This window comes from Bdellovibrio bacteriovorus (assembly GCF_001592745.1).
Taxonomy (GTDB): domain Bacteria; phylum Bdellovibrionota; class Bdellovibrionia; order Bdellovibrionales; family Bdellovibrionaceae; genus Bdellovibrio; species Bdellovibrio bacteriovorus_B.
Genome location: NZ_LUKD01000005.1, coordinates 422,232 through 441,006, shown reverse-complemented (window position 1 = coordinate 441,006; position 18,775 = coordinate 422,232). Strand labels below are relative to the sequence as shown.

Annotated in this window: 15 protein-coding genes; 8 read left to right on the top strand and 7 right to left on the bottom strand. The window is 45.9% G+C overall.

All coding sequences use genetic code 11. From position 1 onward, the window contains the following. Positions 1–56 precede the first annotated feature (56 nt). The 4 genes from hflX to AZI87_RS18030 all read right to left on the bottom strand — a co-directional run bounded on the left by hflX (position 57) and on the right by AZI87_RS18030 (position 5,299). Positions 57–1,322 carry a GTPase HflX gene (gene hflX, locus AZI87_RS12740; protein WP_063207693.1) on the bottom strand — a complete coding sequence of 422 codons (1,266 nt, stop codon included), beginning with the start codon at positions 1,320–1,322 and terminating at the stop codon, positions 57–59. Between the two features lie 85 nt (positions 1,323–1,407). Continuing rightward, the gene (chrA, locus tag AZI87_RS12735; RefSeq protein WP_063207690.1) at positions 1,408–2,511 is read right to left on the bottom strand and encodes a chromate efflux transporter; all 1,104 of its coding nucleotides are present in this window, start codon (positions 2,509–2,511) and stop codon (positions 1,408–1,410) included. After that, entirely contained in the window at positions 2,501–4,759 is a 2,259-nt protein-coding gene (locus AZI87_RS18370; RefSeq protein WP_063207951.1) for an NADP-dependent malic enzyme, read from the bottom strand. Before AZI87_RS18370 ends, chrA begins: the two co-directional genes overlap by 11 nt. Positions 4,760–5,005: 246 nt before the next feature. Continuing rightward, positions 5,006–5,299, bottom strand: a complete 294-nt coding sequence (locus tag AZI87_RS18030) for a KH domain-containing protein (RefSeq protein ID WP_301335617.1) — start codon at positions 5,297–5,299, stop codon at positions 5,006–5,008. Positions 5,300–5,501: 202 nt separating this feature from the next. Between AZI87_RS18030 and AZI87_RS12725 the strand changes: the two genes are divergently transcribed. The 4 genes from AZI87_RS12725 (at position 5,502) to AZI87_RS12705 (ending at position 11,026) form a co-directional block, all read left to right on the top strand. Further along, the gene (locus AZI87_RS12725) at positions 5,502–6,290 is read left to right on the top strand and encodes a DUF4423 domain-containing protein (protein WP_172795524.1); all 789 of its coding nucleotides are present in this window, start codon (positions 5,502–5,504) and stop codon (positions 6,288–6,290) included. A 10-nt stretch (positions 6,291–6,300) separates the two neighbouring features. Beyond that, positions 6,301–6,966: a hypothetical protein gene (locus AZI87_RS12720; protein WP_063207684.1), complete on the top strand. Its 666-nt coding sequence runs from the start codon at positions 6,301–6,303 to the stop codon at positions 6,964–6,966. Positions 6,967–7,223: 257 nt separating this feature from the next. Beyond that, on the top strand, positions 7,224–8,567 hold the full coding sequence (locus tag AZI87_RS12715) for a thiolase family protein (protein WP_063207681.1): 1,344 nt from the start codon (positions 7,224–7,226) through the stop codon (positions 8,565–8,567). 305 nt (positions 8,568–8,872) lie between these two features. Continuing rightward, positions 8,873–11,026 carry a 3-hydroxyacyl-CoA dehydrogenase NAD-binding domain-containing protein gene (locus tag AZI87_RS12705; RefSeq protein WP_063207675.1) on the top strand — a complete coding sequence of 718 codons (2,154 nt, stop codon included), beginning with the start codon at positions 8,873–8,875 and terminating at the stop codon, positions 11,024–11,026. Between the two features lie 168 nt (positions 11,027–11,194). Here AZI87_RS12705 and AZI87_RS12700 read toward each other — a convergent pair whose 3' ends face one another. From AZI87_RS12700 to AZI87_RS12690, 3 genes are read right to left on the bottom strand one after another with little or no spacing between them, the layout of a single operon-like run. Further along, positions 11,195–12,367: an NAD(P)/FAD-dependent oxidoreductase gene (locus AZI87_RS12700; RefSeq protein WP_063207672.1), complete on the bottom strand. Its 1,173-nt coding sequence runs from the start codon at positions 12,365–12,367 to the stop codon at positions 11,195–11,197. Positions 12,368–12,373: 6 nt separating this feature from the next. Continuing rightward, complete coding sequence (locus AZI87_RS12695) at positions 12,374–12,925, bottom strand: GNAT family N-acetyltransferase (RefSeq protein WP_063207669.1); 552 nt, start codon at positions 12,923–12,925, stop codon at positions 12,374–12,376. A gap of 18 nt (positions 12,926–12,943) precedes the next feature. Beyond that, positions 12,944–13,159: a CPXCG motif-containing cysteine-rich protein gene (locus AZI87_RS12690; protein WP_063207665.1), complete on the bottom strand. Its 216-nt coding sequence runs from the start codon at positions 13,157–13,159 to the stop codon at positions 12,944–12,946. Positions 13,160–13,392: 233 nt separating this feature from the next. On the opposite strand from AZI87_RS12690, the gene AZI87_RS12685 reads away from it, so the two are divergent. The 4 genes from AZI87_RS12685 (at position 13,393) to AZI87_RS12670 (ending at position 18,757) form a co-directional block, all read left to right on the top strand. After that, positions 13,393–16,056 (top strand): zinc-dependent metalloprotease, encoded by a 2,664-nt coding sequence (locus AZI87_RS12685; RefSeq protein ID WP_063207662.1) that lies wholly within the window; start codon positions 13,393–13,395, stop codon positions 16,054–16,056. 150 nt (positions 16,057–16,206) lie between these two features. Then, a complete protein-coding gene (locus tag AZI87_RS12680; RefSeq protein ID WP_063207659.1) occupies positions 16,207–16,863 on the top strand; it encodes a hypothetical protein in 657 nt (218 codons plus the stop codon). A 48-nt stretch (positions 16,864–16,911) separates the two neighbouring features. Further along, on the top strand, positions 16,912–18,018 hold the full coding sequence (locus AZI87_RS12675; RefSeq protein ID WP_063207656.1) for a TIGR04552 family protein: 1,107 nt from the start codon (positions 16,912–16,914) through the stop codon (positions 18,016–18,018). A 1-nt stretch (position 18,019) separates the two neighbouring features. Continuing rightward, positions 18,020–18,757 carry a lysophospholipid acyltransferase family protein gene (locus tag AZI87_RS12670; RefSeq protein WP_063207653.1) on the top strand — a complete coding sequence of 246 codons (738 nt, stop codon included), beginning with the start codon at positions 18,020–18,022 and terminating at the stop codon, positions 18,755–18,757. The last annotated feature ends 18 nt before the right edge of the window (positions 18,758–18,775 follow it).

Sequence of the window (18,775 nt, the reverse complement as noted above, 5' to 3'; positions counted from 1 at the left end):
CTAGGTCGGGCTTTAGGAAAGATTCTGCTCCAGAGTGTCCCAGGAGCAGACGTTCATTATTTTACGATATAGTCTTTCCAACGATTCAGCAGTGACGGAGTCAGTTGGGTGTAGCACACGGTTCCTTCAGTTGCTGTCTCTTTGCGAGTGATTTGCGCTTCTCGTCCCAAATCAAAGATTTTGTATTCTTCAGAACGTGGGAAGTAAAGCTGCACATCGGTTTGCATCTCGCTCACTGTTTGCGCCATCAGTTTTTTAAGCTGTTCAATACCTTGACCAGTTAAAGCGCTGACAAAAACACGTGGATAGTGTTTCACTCTAAATTGTCTTTCTAAAGGCGCGACATCACATTTGTTGTACACGTGGATGATTTTTTTATCCTGCCAGTTGAATTCTTTAATCAAGGCTTCAACAACTTCCACCTGGCGTTCCATATTAGGTGAAGAAAGATCAATAACATGCAAAAGGACATCGGCATCGGAAGATTCTTCCAGTGTTGCTTTAAAGGCCTCAATCAACTGTGTGGGAAGTTTGCGAATAAATCCCACCGTATCCGTGACAACGCCGGGAGGTCCGTCGGGTAAGAAGATTTTGCGTGTCGTCGGATCCAAAGTCGCAAACACTTGGTTCTTTGCCATGACTTGGGCCCCGGTGAGCCGATTGAGCAAAGAGCTTTTTCCAGAGTTCGTGTAGCCAATCAGGGCAAAGGAGGGGATCTCATGACGACGTCGGGATTGCCTGTGTTGCGCGCGGTTTTTGCGAACACCTTCAAGTTTTTTCTTAATAATCGCAACACGCTCACGGATGCGACGGCGGTCGTTTTCAAGGGCGGTTTCACCCGGACCACGAGTTCCGATACCACCACCTTGACGTGATAAAGATTCTAACCAAGCACCGACCATGCGGGGCATCTGATCCAGCAACTGTGCAAGTTCCACTTGAAGTTTTCCTTCAAAGGTCTGCGCACGTTGCGCGAAAATATCCAGAATCAATTGATTGCGGTCGATCACGCGGGCTTTCACCACTTGGGCTAAGTTACGTTGTTGAACGCCAGACAGCTGATGGTCCATCACGACGATGTTCGCGCGACTGTCGCGGACCATTTCGGCCACTTCCTCAACCTTTCCTGTGCCGATCAAGGTCGCAGGATTCCACTGAGGCAAAACTTGAATAATAGAACCCACGACTTCGCCGCCAGCGGCAGAGACGAGTTCTTCAAGTTCCAATAGATTTTCTTTAATTTCGGTGAGTGGCTCGGTCTTTAATCCGACGCCGATGACGATGACTCTATCCTGGGCAGATACATGGGCTTGATTAGTCAATTAAAACAATCCTCCCTGAAGTATGTCACTCCGATTCTTGGAGCTCCTAGACTTAAGAGTAGCACAACTGACAATGCCGACAAAGTTAAATTTTGCTGAAAAAATAGGATAAAGATCCGCCTAACAAAATCAAAACAGAGCTGGGAGTTTTTGTTTTTATCAGCGCTAAAAATGCGATAAGAGCAAGCCCACTCAGAAGTCCACTCGTAAAGACATCTCGACCTAAGACTATAAGAGTGTAGGTGAGAAGTCCCAGCGATCCGACAACCACGCCATTCAAAATCATCCGTACGGTGAAAGAAGACTCGAGTTTCGAGTAAAAAGGAATCGTCAGGGCTACGAATACAAAGGCGGGCAGGAAGATTCCGACCGTAGCAACGAGCGAACCCGCGAAGCCATCGGTTAAATATCCTAAGAAAGTCGCCGTCGTGAAAACGGGACCTGGAGTGAATTGTCCGACAAGAATTCCATCCAAGAGTTGGGTCTCTGTAATCCAGCTTCTTTTTTCAATCAACTCTGTCTTTAAAAAGCTCAGTAAGACGTATCCACTTCCAAACAGAAGGGATCCGATTTTTAAAAACACCCAAAATAAACTTCCTAGTTCTCGCGTGTGAAATGAAGGACTGCGAGAAATAAAAAGTGAAATCAAGCCACAGTTTAAAAGGATGACGATTTCAGAAACGTCTTTCGACTTCATGTACAGCGCTGCCAAAAAGATGAAGGTCAGAAGAATATTTTGTTTCTTTTTCCAGAAAGAGGAGGCAAAAAAATCCGGAGCCTTTTCAACTTCAAAACTGCTTTTTAAAAAACGCCACAGGGCCAGGGCGATAACAGAAATAACGACGGACTTCGCACCTAGAAGAAAGCTTTGAAGGTCAGGAAGACTTGCGTATCTTTGATAAAGAACCGCGACGCCTAAAACTAGAAAGTAGGCGGGCAGAATGAAGCAAAGACCGGCTAAAAAGAAACCTTTCCATCCTGCGCGTGTATAGCCAATATGCATGGCCATCTCGGTCGAATTCGGACCTGGAATAAGTTGAGTCAGTCCCAGAAGATGCAGAAATTTTTCGCGTGTCAGCCACTGACGGCGATGAACAAACTCTTCCTCCATCATGGCGATATGAGCAGCCGGGCCACCAAAAGAGGTGGCTCCCAGCCTGAGGAAGAGCCAAATAAGATTACTTACCACGTGACTTCAAAACTTCTTTGATAAACTGAGCTTCCAGTGCCGTGAACACCACGGAGTTCACGATGCCATCCACTGTCGTTGTTCTTTGAAGAACGTTTGCTGAACGTCTAACTCCCGTGAGGAAAGGTCCGATCACTTCGACTTTACCTACTTGTTGGATTAACTTGTAGGCGATGTTCGAAGCTTCCAGGTTCGGGAATACAAGAACATTGGCTCCACCTTTAAGATCTGAGAATGGGAAAAGTCTTTCCATGATCTCTGGATTTACGGCCGTGTCGGCTTGCATATCGCCATCCACCATGATGCCAGGGCGAAGCTTCTTAACGATCTCTGCGGCTTGTTTCATCTTGTTCGGTGTTCCGCTAGAGCCACTGAAATTTGAGTAGCTGAGCATCGCCACGCGCGGCTCAATACCGAAGTATTCAACAATCTTCGCCGCTTGAATAGCGATCTGAGCACATTGTTCTGCAGACGGATTAAAGTTCACTGTTGTATCAGCAAGAACCAAGAACTTGTCTTCAAGAAGAATAAAGTTCAAGCCCGCAGGAACGCCATTTTGATAAACGCCGATAGTTTGCAAAATTGGACGAACAGCATCAGCATAGTTGATGGATGCGCCACTCACCATACCGTCAGCATCACCCATGTGAACCATCATCGCCGCGAAGTAGTTTGGTTCAGCCATGAGGCGTTCTGCTTCACGCAAGTTGATGCCTTTACGCTGTCTTAAAGAATAAAGCTTTTCAACATAAGCGTAGTATTTCGGATAATTCGAAGGGTGAATCACCGGCACGTTCTTTAATGCCGGAATATCCAAGGCATTGATTTTTTCTTTTACGCGCTCGGGATAACCAAGAAGTATAGGCTGACAGATTTTTTCTTCAACCAAAACCGCCAAGGCCTTAAGGACTTTAGAACTTGTTCCTTCGGGAAATACGATTTTTGGAAGTTCACCGCCAGCGGCTGCGGAGTTTTGGTGAACGCGATTGATCGCAGAACGGATGAAGACTTTCGAAGGACCTTGCAAAGCTTCTAGAGAGTTGCGGTAAGCATCCCAATCTTCAATGTTTCTTGTGGCAACGCCAGTGTCCATCGCGGCTTTTGCTACTTGCGGAGCAACCCACAATAACACGCGCGTGTCGAAAGGTTTTGGAATTAAGTATTCACGGCCAAATTTAAAGCTCTTACCACCGTAGGTCGCAGAGACATTGTCTGGAACGTCTTCACGCGCCAACTTCGCCAAGGCTTGAACCGCCGCGAGTTTCATCTCTTCATTGATTTGTGTCGAACGTGTGTCCAGGGCACCACGGAAAATAGACGGGAAGCCAAGAACGTTGTTCACTTGGTTTGGATAGTCAGAGCGGCCTGTGGCAATGATGGCATCCGGACGAGCTGCACGGGCTTTGTCAGGAGTGATTTCGGGCTCAGGGTTTGCCATGGCAAAGATGATAGGATCTTTGGCCATATCTTTCAGCATTTCCGGCGTTAAAGCGCCCGCAACCGAAAGGCCGACGAAAACGTCCGCGCCTCTTAAGGCTTCACTGAGTGTGCGCGCTTCAGTTTCAGAAGCAAAGAACTCTTTGTATTTGTTCATGCCGTTTGTACGGCCTTTATAGATGACACCTTGAGAGTCACACATGATGATGTTTTCACGGCGAGCACCCAGCGCTATAAAGATCTTCGCACACGAATTTGCAGAAGCCCCTGCGCCGTTCACGACGATGCGGATGTCTTGCATTTTACGACCCGTGATTTCACAGGCATTCAGAAGAGCCGCACCGGAGACAATCGCCGTTCCATGTTGGTCGTCGTGGAAAACAGGGATTTTCATTTCTTTTTTCAAGCGCTCTTCAATCTCGAAACACTCTGGCGCTTTGATATCTTCCAAGTTGATACCGCCGAAGGTAGGCTCAAGCACGCGAATCGCATTACAGAATTCGTTCACATCTTTCGTCGCCACTTCGATATCGAAAACATCAATACCCGCAAACTGTTTAAAAAGAATCCCTTTACCTTCCATCACAGGTTTTCCTGCAAGAGGTCCGATATCTCCCAAGCCCAGAACGGCCGTACCATTTGAGATGACCGCGACAAGGTTTCCTTTGGCTGTGTAGTCGTAAACTTTAGCAGGGTCTTTAGCGATGACTTTACAAGGAGCCGCCACGCCTGGTGAGTACGCCAGCGACAGATCTTTTTCTGTCATGCAGGGTTTCGAAGAAATAACTTCGATTTTTCCTGGTTTGCCCATTTGGTGATAATGAAGGGCCTCTTGATCTAAGTTGCTGATGCCGGCTTTTGTTTCTGTTTTTGTATCCAAGGATACTCCCTTTCCTGCCAATGCTTAGCTGTTAAGCAGAACTTTCTTTTGGAGAATTTATCAACCCATTTCAAGGGGTTAGGAAAGTCCTGCGACAAGTGCCATTACTCTACAGAGAGGGGCAGAAAGGGTCAACGTATCGAGCCTTTGGCGCATGGGGCAAACCCCATGAATCTCCTATATTTCGTAGAAGGGGATTTCAATGATCGATCGGAAGCCGTGTCCCGCGGTGATGGCCGTGAGAAGTGTTCGTAAACTCGAGACGGTACGACCCTTAGCTCCAATGAGGTGCCCAATGCATTCTTTAGGGCAATCGATGTGATAGATCGTCGTTCTTTCTGCCTGGGTGTAATTGACACGGATGCTTCCAGGTTGGGGAACCAAAGCCTGCACGAGGCTTTCCAGAAGAGCGCGAACTTCTTCGCGGGTCAGGGGAGAACTGCGTCTGAGTACGACGGTATTTGAATTCACGATGCCTATCCTTGTGAGCGTTGAGGCCTCATTTTAGCAACGAGAATTCCGGGGAGTCTTTCGTAGATTGCAGATCTGTAGCGGATTTCGAGTACATTTGTCCCTGAAATTTCTTTGTGGTTCTAGAACTTGGGTACGTTAAACGTACCCGCTTATTGACAAGTGCTTGTACGCACGGTTGATTGCCCGCATGACTAATGATGTGAAGCAAAAGCAAGATTTCGTTGAATTTCTGCGGTTCACTTTTGACGCCAAGAAGAAGGTGAATCCTCGATATTCCCTTCGCTCTTTTGCTTTGTTTATTGATGTCGACAACTCGCGTTTATCTAAGATCTTGCGCAATGAACGCCCGGTGCATCCCGAGTTGGTAGAGCGTATCGGCAAAAAACTGCGACTGAGCGCCGAAGAAATTGATCGCTATAAAGTAGTAGAGGCAAATAAATATCGTCGTAAAGCTCTTCCGGTAACGCCGAAGAAAATTGTTCCTTACAAGCAGATCTCCGAAGATTCTTTCAAAATAATTTCAGACATCACTCATTACCAAGTTCTTGAGTTGATGAAGCTGAAGTCCTTTGAGCCGGATCTTAAATGGGTCGCAAAGACCGTGGGGATTAGTGAAAAACAAGCGGCCGAGTGTCGCGATCGACTGATGCGTGTGGGGCTTTTAGAGATCGACGAAAAGGGTCGCTGGTTCGACACTTCCGAGGGTTTCAGTACCGACATTTTAAGCGAAACTCGCGCGTCGGAAGCTCATCGAAAAATGCAATCCGAAATTTTAATTCGGGCGCATAGCGCCTTAGAAAAGTTCACTCTTGAAGAGAGAGATCAGTCATCGATGATGATGGCAACCAGTGCAAAAAAACTTCTTGAAGCCAAAAAAATGATCAAACAATTCCGTCGTAAACTGGGGCAATTTCTGGATGACTGCGACGAGAAAGATCAGATTTACCAACTGAGCATTTCACTTTACCCGCTCATTAACAAAACTTAGGGAGCTACTGATGAAAACTTTAGGTTTCTTTTTCATATTGATGTTTTCTTTCGTGGCCACGGCGGGGACTCTTGAAAATCGAGAAAGCAATGGCGGAAAGGGGATTGTCGTTGGTGAAAAAGCCTATCTTCTGGATCTGTTGGAGCGCTCGCCTTATGATGCCTCCCTACCTTCAAAAACAACTTTCGTATTAGGACTGAAAAAAGAAGCCGTCTTCCGTCTGTTTCCGGCGTCTTTTCCTCGCGAAAAGATTTATCGAAAACTCATCGACCTGAATCAGTTTTCTCCAGAAGTGATGATGCATTTATATAATACCGCTCGTCGCCTGCAGTGGGAATTGGTCGAGGGCCCCTTGGTGTTAACCACAGATGATAATTTCGTTGATGGTCATTGGAAGGGCTATCCGCTCGTGCAATTTGCCGAACGTCGGGTGAACGCGATTCGTATCGATCGCAAGATGTGGCATCGTCTGGATGACGTCAATAAAGTCGCCCTCGTCCTGCATGAGATCGTTTACTCTGCCATTGACCCGATTTCGACAGGTTTTCAAAGTGATCTGACTCGTTTTTTTGTATCTTCGATTTTTTCAAAAGAAGACTTCAGGGCCATGAACTACGAACACACACGTCTATTTTGGCAGAGTGTGTTTTTCTTAAAGCCCGTAATCCGCGATTAGCTGATTTGTTTTGTATAAAGCCTCGCGATTCCGATGAGGCTTCTTTAAAAAGGGTCTAGGTGACCCTTCCTCATTTCTAGAGTTCTGCTTCTATTTTTTAGGTTCTTCTTCAAGCTGGACAAGGCTTTCGCGTTCTTCAAGCTAAGGGGCGCGGTGCGTCAGGTCCAGATCTGCCTCATTTTGTTGCTATTTATATTTGGTGGAACAACCGAAAAGACATATGATTTTAATGGCTTATACCAATTAAGGAGAATTGCATGAAATCACCACGTGATGTGGTTCTTGTTGAAGGTGTTCGTACACCGTTCGCAAAAGCAGGGACAAAACTTAAGAAAGTTCATCCGGCAGAACTTGGAAAAACTGCCTTAAAACAACTCATCGCAAAAACTAATCTTGATGTGAACAGTGTTGACGAAGTGATTATCGGCAACACCGGAAATCCTCCTGATGCCGTAAACATTTCTCGCGTTGTTGCTTTGAATTCAGGCATTCCTTTAAAGACCTCCGCGTACACAGTGCATAGAAACTGTGCTTCCGCTTTAGAGTCTATCTCTAACGGTTACGAAAAAATTAAATCCGGAACGATGGATGTTGTTCTTGCCGGTGGTACGGAAAGCATGTCGCAAATGCCGACGCTTCTTCCTAAAAAATTCCAAGATATCTACGACGGTCTTTTTGCGGCAAAAGGTCCGAAGCAAGCTTTGCCTTTGTTGTGGAAGCTTTTCAAAGCAGACATGAATCAGATCAAAGCTTTGTTGCAAGGAAATATGCGTGACGAACACTTCCCGCAAATCTCTGTGATGTTGGGTCTAACAGATCCTTTCGTCGGCATCAACATGGGACAAACGGCCGAGATCTTAGCAAAAGAGTGGGGCTTATCTCGCGATATGCAAGATCAATTTGCTCTTCGCTCGCACTTAAGAGCGGCACAAGCGATGAAAGAGGGACGTATGAAGGAAGAGATCACTCCGGTGTATCTGTCTCCTGAATACAAAGAAGTTGTCTCTGACGACATCGGTCCTCGTGAATCTCAAACGATCGAAGCTTTGGCGAAATTGAAACCTTTCTTTGATAAAGCGACAGGTTCTATTACGGCGGGGAACTCATGCCCGATCACAGATGGCGCCGCGATGGTGTTGATGATGTCTCGTGAAAAAGCGGACTCTTTGGGTTACAAGCCACTGGCAACAATCCGTTCCTACGGCTTTGCCGGTCTGGAACCTGAGCGCATGGGATTAGGCCCTGCGTACTCTTCACCGTTGGCGTTGAAGCGCGCGGGTCTTTCAATGAAAGACATGGGACTTGTTGAGTTGAACGAAGCGTTTGCAGCCCAAGTCATGGCCTGCCAAAAAGCTATGGATTCTGACAAATTTGCCCAAGAAAAATTAGGCTTAACTTCCAAAGTCGGTGAAATCCGTGATGACATCTTGAATGTGAACGGCGGCGCGATTGCTTTCGGTCACCCCGTAGGAGCGACAGGAACTCGTATCGTTCTCACTTTGGCAAAAGAGATGAAACGCAGAAACGTTCAGTTTGGCTTGGCGACACTTTGTATTGGTGGAGGCCAAGGCGGATCGATGGTTCTTGAGAACGAGGGGTAGGTCGATCTCGGTGCTTTGCCGCGAGCTCTGTGCTGGCCTCTGTTCTCATTGGCTCGGACAGTCCTCGCGGACGTGCCCCTTTGGGGCTACTGCTGCGGAACTCGCCACTGAGTACAGAGGCCAGCACAGAGCTCGCGGCAAAGAACGTGTTCGTTTCTTCGTTTCAAGGGCTGGCATCGGTTTTTGTGGTTTTCTGGCCTTCGGCGGTTGGTTCTGGTGGATGCGATGGCCTGGGTTTTTGGGGCGTTTTAGTTTTGATTTTTTAAATTTTCTTTTTTTGTTTTTGCAACTTAGGAGTTTTCAGAATGTCTATTCAAGAGAGTATTAAGATCGTTCCTCAGGGTGAGATTGCGGTTGTTGTTTTTGATTTGGTTGGGGAGAAGGTTAATAAGTTTTCTACTCCGGTTATGATGAGACTTAAGGAAGTTCTTGAAGAGCTTAAGAAGTCTTCTTACAAAGCGGTCATCTTTAAGTCAGCGAAGCCTAAAATTTTTATTGCGGGTGCTGATATTGAAGAAATCAAAAGCATGACGACGAAAGATCAGTTTGAGGCGGCGGTGAAGGGTGGTCAGGACATCATGAATATGGTGGAAGATCTTCCAATGCCGACGATGGCGGCTATCCATGGTGCTTGCATGGGTGGAGGTTGTGAATTCATTCTTTCTTGTGATTATCGTATCGCTTCTGATGATTCCTCTACGAAAATTGGTCTTCCTGAAATTCAGTTGGGTATCTTGCCGGGGTTTGGTGGTACGCAACGTATGCCTCGCGTGATTGGTTTGCAGGCGGCTTTGGATATTATCTTAGCTGGTAAATCTGTGAACTCTAAAAAAGCTTTGAAGTCAGGTCTGGTTGATAAAGTCGTTCATCCCAATCTTTTGGATGAACAAGCTGTCAAATGGGCGAAAGAAATTATCTCTAACGGCGCGAAAAAACGTCGTAAGAAATTCCAGCCTCAAGGTGCGGTGAACAAAGTTCTTGAGGGCGCTTTGGGTCGCGGCATCGTTTTCAAAAAAGCTCGTGAGGGTGTTTTAAAGGCGACAAAGGGTCACTATCCAGCTCCTTTGAAGGCTTTGGAAGTGATTCAAAAAACTTACGGTATGAGTGACCGTGAAGCCGGTATGCGCATTGAGCGTGAAGGCTTCTGTGAATTGGGTATTACAGATATTTCTAAAAACTTGATCCACGTTTTCTATTTGACCGAAATGGTTAAAAAACAAAACGGTGTTCCAGGCGTCGATGTAAAACCACGCGAAGTGAAAGGCATGGGTATTCTTGGTGCCGGCACAATGGGTGGTGGTATCGCTTACGTCGCTGCAGATAAAGGTGTTCAAGTTCGTATGAAGGACTTAAATACCGATGCTTTGGGTAAAGGTCTTAAGCATGCTTCGGATCTTTGGATGAAGCTTCTTAAACGTAAATCCATTGATAAGTATCAGTACCAACAAAAAATGGACATGGTGTCTGTGACAACGGATTATTCTGGATTTAAAAATCTGGATGTTGTTGTCGAAGCTATTGTTGAAGACATGGGGATTAAACAAAAAGTGATCGGTGAGTGCGCGGGTCAAATGCGCCCGGATGCGATTATCGCGACGAATACAAGTTCGTTGTCAGTGACAGAGATGTCTAAGGGTCATCCTCGTCCCGAGTACTTTGCGGGTATGCACTTCTTCAATCCGGTGAACAAAATGCCTTTAGTAGAAGTTATTCGCGGTGAAAAAACTTCGGATGAAACTATTGCGACAATCTTTGAATTGACTAAGAAGATGGGAAAAATGCCGGTTGTGGTTAAAGACGGTCCCGGTTTTTTAGTGAATCGTCTTCTTCTTCCGTATATGGCTGAAGCGGCTTTCTTAATGCAAGAAGGTATGAGCATTGAAGTGGTTGATAAGGCTTACGTTAAAGAATTCGGTATGCCGATGGGACCGTTTGAGTTGATGGACGAAGTCGGTCTTGATGTGTGTATCAAGGTTCTTAAGATTTTCAAAAAAGCTTTTGGTGAGCGCATCGAGATGGCTCCTTGCATGGAAGCTCTTGAAAAATCCGGTCGTTTGGGTCGTAAGAATGGCAAAGGCTTCTATCACTATTCTGAAGACGGAAAACGTGGCGACGTCGACCAAAGCATCTATGCGGCTTTGGGATTGGGTCAGCCAACAAATCCATATGACTCAAAAGAGTGCATCGAGCGCGGCGTGTTTGCAATGGTGAACGAGTGTTCTTTGGCTTTGGTTGAAGACCGCATCGTTGAAACTCCTCACGAAGTCGACCTTGCGATGATCATGGGAACAGGCTTCCCTCCATTCCGCGGCGGTCTTCTGAAGTACACAGACACCGTAGGAACTCAATACGTCGCCGATCAATTAGCGATGTACGCATCCACTCGTAAAGCCGGCCGTTTGAAACCATCCGTTCCATTAACGAACATGGCAAAATCAAACCGCAAGTTCTATAACTAAGAAAAGTTTAGAAAACCAGAAAAGGCGCCAGGGGAGTATTTCCAACTGGCCCATGTAAGAAAAAGCCCAGCTAAAAACGCTGGGCTTTTTTTTGGAGTGCCTGCTTCTTTTTTGGGTCTACGCTGCATCAATTGATGCGCTGTAGACCCAAAAAAGAAGCAGGCACCTCTAGAAGCGGGAGATTGATAGATGGCTTGGGATTTCGGTTCCGTGCATGCCGGCCACGAGGGTTTTTGCGGCGTTGAAGCTTAGGCCCATGCCGTGGCCTGAGCAGCCGGCCATGATGTGGATGTTTTTGTTTTCTGGAAGGGCTCCTAGAATCATTTGGCCATCCGGAGAGAAGCCCATAATGCCGGACCATTGGTAGGCGATCTTCGCTTCTTTCCCGTATTTGAAGTGGCTCTTTACGAAATCAAAAAGAGCCGTCTGAATTAAAGATGTAGTTTCATCTGAATAAGTATTCTCTACATCAATGGCTAAATTTCTGAAGCCGCCAATCAGCAAGTGTCCCGTCGGCAGTTGACGGAAGTAACAGAGATGCTTCGTCAGATAACAAGGCCCTCGTACAAACGCTGGCAAGGGCTCAGTGACCAGAATTTGCCCACGACCGGGCTTAATCAAGGATTCAAAGTTCTTTAAAACTAAAGGCAAATAAGCGTTCAAGGTGAAGATCACTCGGGGAGCTTCAAAATCCCCATGGTCTGTGCGTAAGACTTGGGTTGTACCTTTGTCTTTTACCGAAAACACTTCCGTGCCTTCGTGAATATCGGCTTTGATTTTATTTCGAAGACGCTGCAGAAGTTTGACCGGATGAATGTATCCATCACCTGTATATTGAATGCCGCCTTCAAAACCGGTGACGCCGAAATCTTTTTCTAAATCAGTAGGCCCGATTTCATGAACATCAATGCCAGCGGACTGCATCAGTTTTGCTGTCATTCTGTATTTCAGCCAATGTTCTGAACTTGGAGCGACCGTGCAAGAACCCGTGTGACGGAAATCCAGTTCATCGGCTTTGTCTTCAATAATGTGCTCTAAAAGAAGTTTGCGATTGTCTTCAGAAAACTTCCAGATCTCTGTGGCTTTCTGTAAACCAAATTGTTCATTGAGTTTGATAAAGTGCTCGGTGGATCCGCAAGTCACAAATCCTGCGTTTCTTCCTGAAGCGCCAAATCCCAAGCGGTGTTTTTCAATGATCGCAATGCGAGCGGTGGGATTTTCTTTTTGCAGCCAATAGGCGGTAGAGAGTCCCGCAATGCCGGCGCCAACGATCACAAAGTCATAGACTTTTGCGGAAGGAGATGAAGAAGTTGCTGAATCAAGCCAATAAGAAATACTCATAAAGACCTACAGATATTTAATCATTTCTTCTGCCGTGCATCGGCAGGGTTTTCCGTCACGCACGCATTCATAGTCTACATCAATCCAATATTCAGGATGAGTCGCAACACTTTCAAAACCAAACTTAGTCAAATAGCGAATCGAAGAGTTGTTCGGGGATTCCTTCCAAGCGTGAGTAACAATGGCTTTTGTTCCAAGCTGTTTGAATTGTTGGATGGACGAATCTGATAATTTTGGTCCCCAACCTTCACCCTGAACTGCTTCCGACAAAAAGAGACTTTGAAAATATCCGACTTTTTCTAACGGCACTTTCCAAAGATCCGAACGCAGTTTTTTGCCTTTTCCTTTGCTCCAAGAGCCCGGAGGATAGGCTAATCGCAAACCAAATATTTCATCTTGTGAATTGGCTAAAACAAAAGAACACATCACGTCGCCAGAAAAAGATTTCTGATAACACTCTTCCAGCTCTTTTAAAGTGAAGTAGTTTAGACCGATGCTGGCATCGGTGAAGGCTTTAACAGCCGGCAAATCACGAAGTTCTAAAGGACGAATGTGCATAGACACATAAAGACATATTCAAAAAATCGGGTCAATTCGCATTTCATCGAAATCGCCGCCTTGTCCTACCATCAGTCTAAATCGATCACGATCTTCATCCCAAAACGCATGAATATCAATCGGGCGGCAACAAATCTCGCAATCCCAAATGAATTCCTGGTCTTCACCGTCCTCTCGAAAGACTTGAATAGAGAACTTTTCCCGGCAATAGGGGCATTGTATTTTGCATTCCATAAGGACCTCTTAAGTTACGTCTTTATTGTCTAAAGGGCCTCGAAAGGCCTCAAGGTCCGATGCTGAAATACAGCCAATGAGGTTAGGACGACCTCAATTGGCTTATAAGCGCTTTAGGACGGCGCAAACCTGTCAACCTTATCAACATTTCATACTTTTTTTCAGACATCTTTTGCCCTCGGGGTTTCTTTGGCATAAGTGTCTCTTGAATATTGGTTTTTGGGGGTTCCTACATGAATTCGAATCAGCGCATCGGGCTTCTCAGCATTGCACTTTCCTCTTTGTTACTATCAGCGTGTACTAAAGAAACTGTCGTTGAAAAACAGGCTCCCAACAACATGCTCGAGTCGTTTACGAGTAACACCGCTGACGTGTGTGCTAATAAGTCCTGCATCACGATCCAGAAGTCGTCTTTAGGGAAAGTCTTTCTTTTAATCTCTTCAGGCAAAACTTCAGGTTCCACGCCGCAATGGTATGACTTAAAACCACAGGTTGTCACATTTGACAAATCGGGCGGCCGCATTGCTTTGCTCGCCCAAAACTACAATAGCATCTACAAAGAAATCCAAACCGTGAACCTGATCCAGACTTTCGAGGTTGTTTCTGAAGATGCCGATGCGATTACTTTCGACTGGGGACAAGGTTTAAAAACCTTTGTTCAGCAACGTTCCTATGACACGGATATTCCTCGTGGAAATAGTGATGACCTGACGGAAAGTTCTTTGCCTTCTTTGGTGGTTGAAGACTCGTTCGTTCGCGGTATTAAGTTTGATGAAAAGAATATCGAGCTAGAACAAATCATCAAGATTCGTTCTGATTTAGTTAAATCGGGACCTGACCGCAATACTTCAACAGTGGAAAATCGTGAAGAGACGGTGGCGATGAATGTACAAATTCGCGCTTATAATCTGACTCCGGATTTCCGCCCGAAAGAGTATGACAAAAGCCGACGTGTCGGCTTCTTCGTGACGAAACTAGGTAAGAAAGAGCACAGCAAAGACATCATCAATTTGATCACAAAGTGGGATTTGTCTCCGAAAAAAGGCCCGATTGTCGTTCGTATTTCTGATGCGGTCCCCGCTCAATATTTGGAGGCCGTAAAAGAAGGCGCTCTTTATTGGAATAAAGTTTTTGGCCGCGACGTTATTGCGGTAAAAACAAATGTAGATCCTCAAGCGGGCCCCGAAGATCGCAGCATCATGGTGCGCTGGATTCCTTGGGAAGATTCAGGCGCGGCTTACGCTATTGGCCAATCGGATCCTCTGACGGGTGAAGTCTTAAGAGCTCAAGTATTTATGCCGTCCGTTTTCACGAAAGTCGGCTCTGGTGATTTAGTTCATCTCAATAATGACACTCCAGTCGCACCCGGCGCCGTTTCTTGTGACCTTACCCAAAATCTAGCTGCATTGGATGTGATCGCGAAAGAGGCCAATGACTCTCAAAGACTGCGCTTAGCTCAAGACAGCGTGCGCGCCACTGTGGCTCACGAACTAGGACATGCTTTGGGACTTCGTCATAACTTTGCGGGATCCTTCTCTGCGAAGGTGTCTACAAAAGATATTGAAGCTGCGGCGAAAAACTATCTTCAAGATCCAAACCACCAAGGTTTGGAAACGTCGACAAGTATCATGGATTATGTCAGCGGTATTGATGACGTCTTGATGGCAGCCAGAATCAAATATGCGCCTCTTTCCTATGATAAGATGGCGATGGATTGGGCTTACTCGGCGGACCATGCGGCATTAGACGAAAAGATCTCTCGCTACTGCACGGATGACGATATCGCTTTAGCTTCAAGCCAAGCTTTGCAGATTTATGGCTGCGAGCGCTTCGATGCCGGAAACAATCCGCTTCTTCGCAAGTACTTGGATACGAAATATGAAAAAGAACGTTTCATTAAAGTTCTTTTTGCCTCCATCATTGGCCGTCTGTACCCCGCAGATCAACCGACGGTCGTTAACGACATCGACGTGGTTCTTCAAGACACGGTGAAGTGGGGGAAGGTCAATCTTGATACATTGAAGTTTATTAATCAGGTTCTTTTAGATAAAACAGTCAACTCTGTCCCATCGCCACAGTTTGCTTCAATTGAAAACGTAAAGTCAGGTCAGATCCATTATTCCAAAGTGGGAATGGACGATGCTTTAGGTCGTGAGCGCACACGCTCTTTGGCAGAAGCCGGTGGATACGCGGCTGTGCTTAATGATCTTTGGAGAAACTCTGACGGCAGCATTGCTAAAGACTTTATTGAAAGACAAATCACTGAGCTTGCGAATAGTCCTTACTTTGCTCAAGGTAAAACATTGGGTGGACGTGAGTACACGCTGACGAGTTTTCAACAAAATCGCATTCTTTCTTTCTTCCACCAGCTTTCGTTGGTGAATAAAAAGGCATTGGCTTCGGGTCTTTCCGCTCTTCTGCCTAAAGTCGATGAAAGCGAAACCGACGCCAAAGGGGCTCTTACGATCGTCAGTCAGGTTCTTCCACGCAATATCATTAAAGAACAAGATGCCGATATCCTGGCAGCACTTTACTTGGATCTTACGGCTGTAGAAAACGGTGAGACGATTTTAAGAGTGGGACAAGGGCTTACTAAAGAAGTTAAAGTCGCGCGCAGTTATCTAACGGCGGAAGAGCGTACGAAATGGATGAACTTGGTTTCGTCTCGTGGTTTGCGCTTTGAAGTTGAAATGAAGAAAGCTCTGATTCGTAGCGAGCAGTACAACAAAGTGAATGCCGTTTTGAAAGAAGTGGATCCAAGCTTTGATTTGGCTTCTATAAAAAAGCCGGCGGAGCTACCGGCGCAGCTTCTGAATCAAGGCCTGGTCGATTCTGCGGGTTCTTTATGGCTGACAGCGGAAATCAATGTGCTCTTGGCCTTCGATAAATTACGTTAAAAGCGCTGTTCAAATATTAAACACCCGAGCACTTAAAACGTCCCTCGAAGGAGGGATGTTTCAGGGTGAGACGGGTTTTCCCTCTCAAATCCAATATATTGCATTTTTGATGGTCCGCCTCTTGCCTCTATGATTGGCATGGAGGCTTTTATGAAAACATCTTTCTTTAACAAATCAGTGATGGGAATCTTGGTCCTTGTGGCTTTGTCCTTATCAGCTTGTGCGAAGAAGGAATCCAGCGCGACACGCGTTGCGGGCCGCTCAAACACACCGGCGGTCACTCAGCCCAATGCGGTGAATAGCTGCGGGAATGCCTCCATGAATGTGGGTAAGATCTATGATTACTACAATTCAGGAAGTTTTGAATCCCAAGTAAAGAGTTTTATCTCTGCTACCTTGGATCCACAAACACTGGGCACTATCAGCGGCAATATCAATGATAAGACTGGTATTGATTTCTTCGGTGCATTTAAATTTGATTCTTCGGGAAATTTAGTGGCGGGTTCTTCAACTGTTCTTATCAAGATCTTTGATTCCTACGCGGGTCAGTCTTATAACGGCCAGGTGATCCAGCCTTACCAAGTTGAGTTTTCTGCGGCGGCTTCAGGAACTATTAATCGCAATACGCGTCAATTCACAGTGAAGTTTAGCGACTCTTACGGTGATATCGTGTTCCAAGGTCAATACGACGGCACTCTTGCTCAAGGGAATGTGACATATCAAAATCGTACGGCGGTAAACGGATATTCTCCTGCTTCGGGTACTCTGGGTCAGTTCAAAGCCTACACGTGTGCTTTGATCCAATAATAAGCGCTGCGTCTTGCTTCACCCCCTATCGAGTTTGAAGATAGGGGAATGCCTCAACGTTTCATCTTTGATTCTTCCATTCTGAACTCGGTTGTCGGTGGTCATTCTGCCATCGAAATTCCTAGGCTCAATATTCATTCTCTCGAGGCCGCGACGTCTTTCCTTTTAAGTTATGGATTCGATTTCACCAAAGAAAACGACTTAGAAAAACTTTGGTACTACCACCGTCGTGCCCTGGTTCTGATGTTAGAAAAGCTGGGCTTTGAAGATAAAGAACTTCCTGAAATTTTTAGAGACCGCCGCCAGCTTGGGGACATCCGCCAGTTATTAATTTACGCAAGTTCACAAGACCCCGAACAAGTTCAACTGCAACGCTGGGCCTGTGCGATTCTTCGCTGCATGCACGTTTTTGTTCATGCAGAAAATGATCTCTTCAGTTCTTTTTCTGAAGAAATCCAATCGCAAATTCTTTCGCCGTTTCAAGAGTGCATCCGCTATGACGGCACGACTCACCGGACTTTTTTGCAAAGTTCTACGGCTGGTGAGCACATCTTAGATCCTATTGAACTTCTAGGTTTTGAAGTAAAACCATTTAAAACTTCTTCCAGCACGGTGATTAAACTTTTGGCCAAACCCGATGCTTTGGCGATGAAGATCTTTGATAAGCTGGGTGTACGTTTTATCACGCGCAATCTTTTTGATACTTTCCAAGTCGTACGTTTTTTGGTGAAAGAAAATGTGATCAGTTTTCCGCACATCATGCCGGATCAAAGCTCTAACAATCTTTATCCGGTGAATGTATTCATGGAAGTGTGTGACGATCTTTCTCACCGGTTGGACACTTTGGATGAGCAAAGTATTCAAGCTGCTTTTGATCAAAAACTCTCCGAGATGGGTGATAACGTTCAGTATCTGCGAAAAGAAAATTTCTTTTCCGGTGCGGATTATAAGTTTATTAAATTCATTTCCCGTAAATTGATTCATATTAAACCCCAAGGGAGCCAAGAAGCTTTTAGTTTCTTTTATCCTTTTGAAGTGCAGATCATGGATCAATCGGCTCACGAAAGAATTTTATCAGGCCCCTCAGAGCATCAAGCGTACAAAGAAAGACAGAGAACAGCGGCGCGCAAACGTTTGTTTCCTGAGATGAGTTAATATGTTTTGGAAATTACTTTCATACCCTCGCTCCATTTTAGCACTTGTTTATTTTCCGATTCACACAATGTTGTGTTCGATCGCTCTTATCATTGTGAATCTGACAATGAAGAACCGCCCGCTCGAAGATCGCATTGTTGAAATTTGGACCCGCGGTGCTTGCCGCATGTTCGGCGTTGAAGTCATCGTGAAAGGCCTTGAGAATCAACCTCCTGGCGGATTTATTTACGTTTTCAACCACACAAGCTTCTTTGATATTTTCGCGATGAATGGATACTTGGGAAGTTTCCGTTTCGGTGCGAAGATCGAGCTTTTCCGCATTCCTGTTTTTGGCCCGGCTATGCGTCGAGCCGGAATTTTGCCGATTGCGCGCGACCGTCGCGAAGAGGTTTTTAAGGTTTATAAAGAGGCTGAAACTCGTATCAAAGCGGGGGAGCGTTTTGCTCTGGCGCCCGAAGGAACAAGGCAAGTGACGGAAAGGCTCGGGTCTTTCAAGTCAGGTCCTTTTATCTTTGCCATTAATGCGAAATCTCCGATTGTACCGGTTGTGGTCAAAGGGGCGGCGGCGATTCTTCCTAAAGGCCATATTGTTCCGAACTGGGGCGTGTGGAAGCGCACGGTGACCTTGTATGTGTTGCCACCGGTGGATGCCACTCAATATGCTTTAGAGTCGCGACCCCAGTTGCAAGAAAAGGTTCGTCACATGATGCAGCCTTATTTCCCTGAGGCTCAAGTATAGTTTTTCAGCGAGGTTTTT

Coding starts and splice junctions, on each gene's coding strand:
- AZI87_RS12685 (WP_063207662.1), top strand. CDS start 13,393: ATGAATTCGAATCAGCGCATCGGGCTTCTCAGCATTGCACTTTCCTCT.
- AZI87_RS12695 (WP_063207669.1), bottom strand. CDS start 12,925: ATGCACATTCGTCCTTTAGAACTTCGTGATTTGCCGGCTGTTAAAGCC.
- AZI87_RS12715 (WP_063207681.1), top strand. CDS start 7,224: ATGAAATCACCACGTGATGTGGTTCTTGTTGAAGGTGTTCGTACACCG.
- AZI87_RS18370 (WP_063207951.1), bottom strand. CDS start 4,759: ATGGGCAAACCAGGAAAAATCGAAGTTATTTCTTCGAAACCCTGCATG.
- AZI87_RS12670 (WP_063207653.1), top strand. CDS start 18,020: ATGTTTTGGAAATTACTTTCATACCCTCGCTCCATTTTAGCACTTGTT.
- AZI87_RS12705 (WP_063207675.1), top strand. CDS start 8,873: ATGTCTATTCAAGAGAGTATTAAGATCGTTCCTCAGGGTGAGATTGCG.
- AZI87_RS12690 (WP_063207665.1), bottom strand. CDS start 13,159: ATGGAATGCAAAATACAATGCCCCTATTGCCGGGAAAAGTTCTCTATT.
- AZI87_RS12720 (WP_063207684.1), top strand. CDS start 6,301: ATGAAAACTTTAGGTTTCTTTTTCATATTGATGTTTTCTTTCGTGGCC.
- AZI87_RS12700 (WP_063207672.1), bottom strand. CDS start 12,367: ATGAGTATTTCTTATTGGCTTGATTCAGCAACTTCTTCATCTCCTTCC.
- AZI87_RS12675 (WP_063207656.1), top strand. CDS start 16,912: ATGCCTCAACGTTTCATCTTTGATTCTTCCATTCTGAACTCGGTTGTC.
- AZI87_RS12680 (WP_063207659.1), top strand. CDS start 16,207: ATGAAAACATCTTTCTTTAACAAATCAGTGATGGGAATCTTGGTCCTT.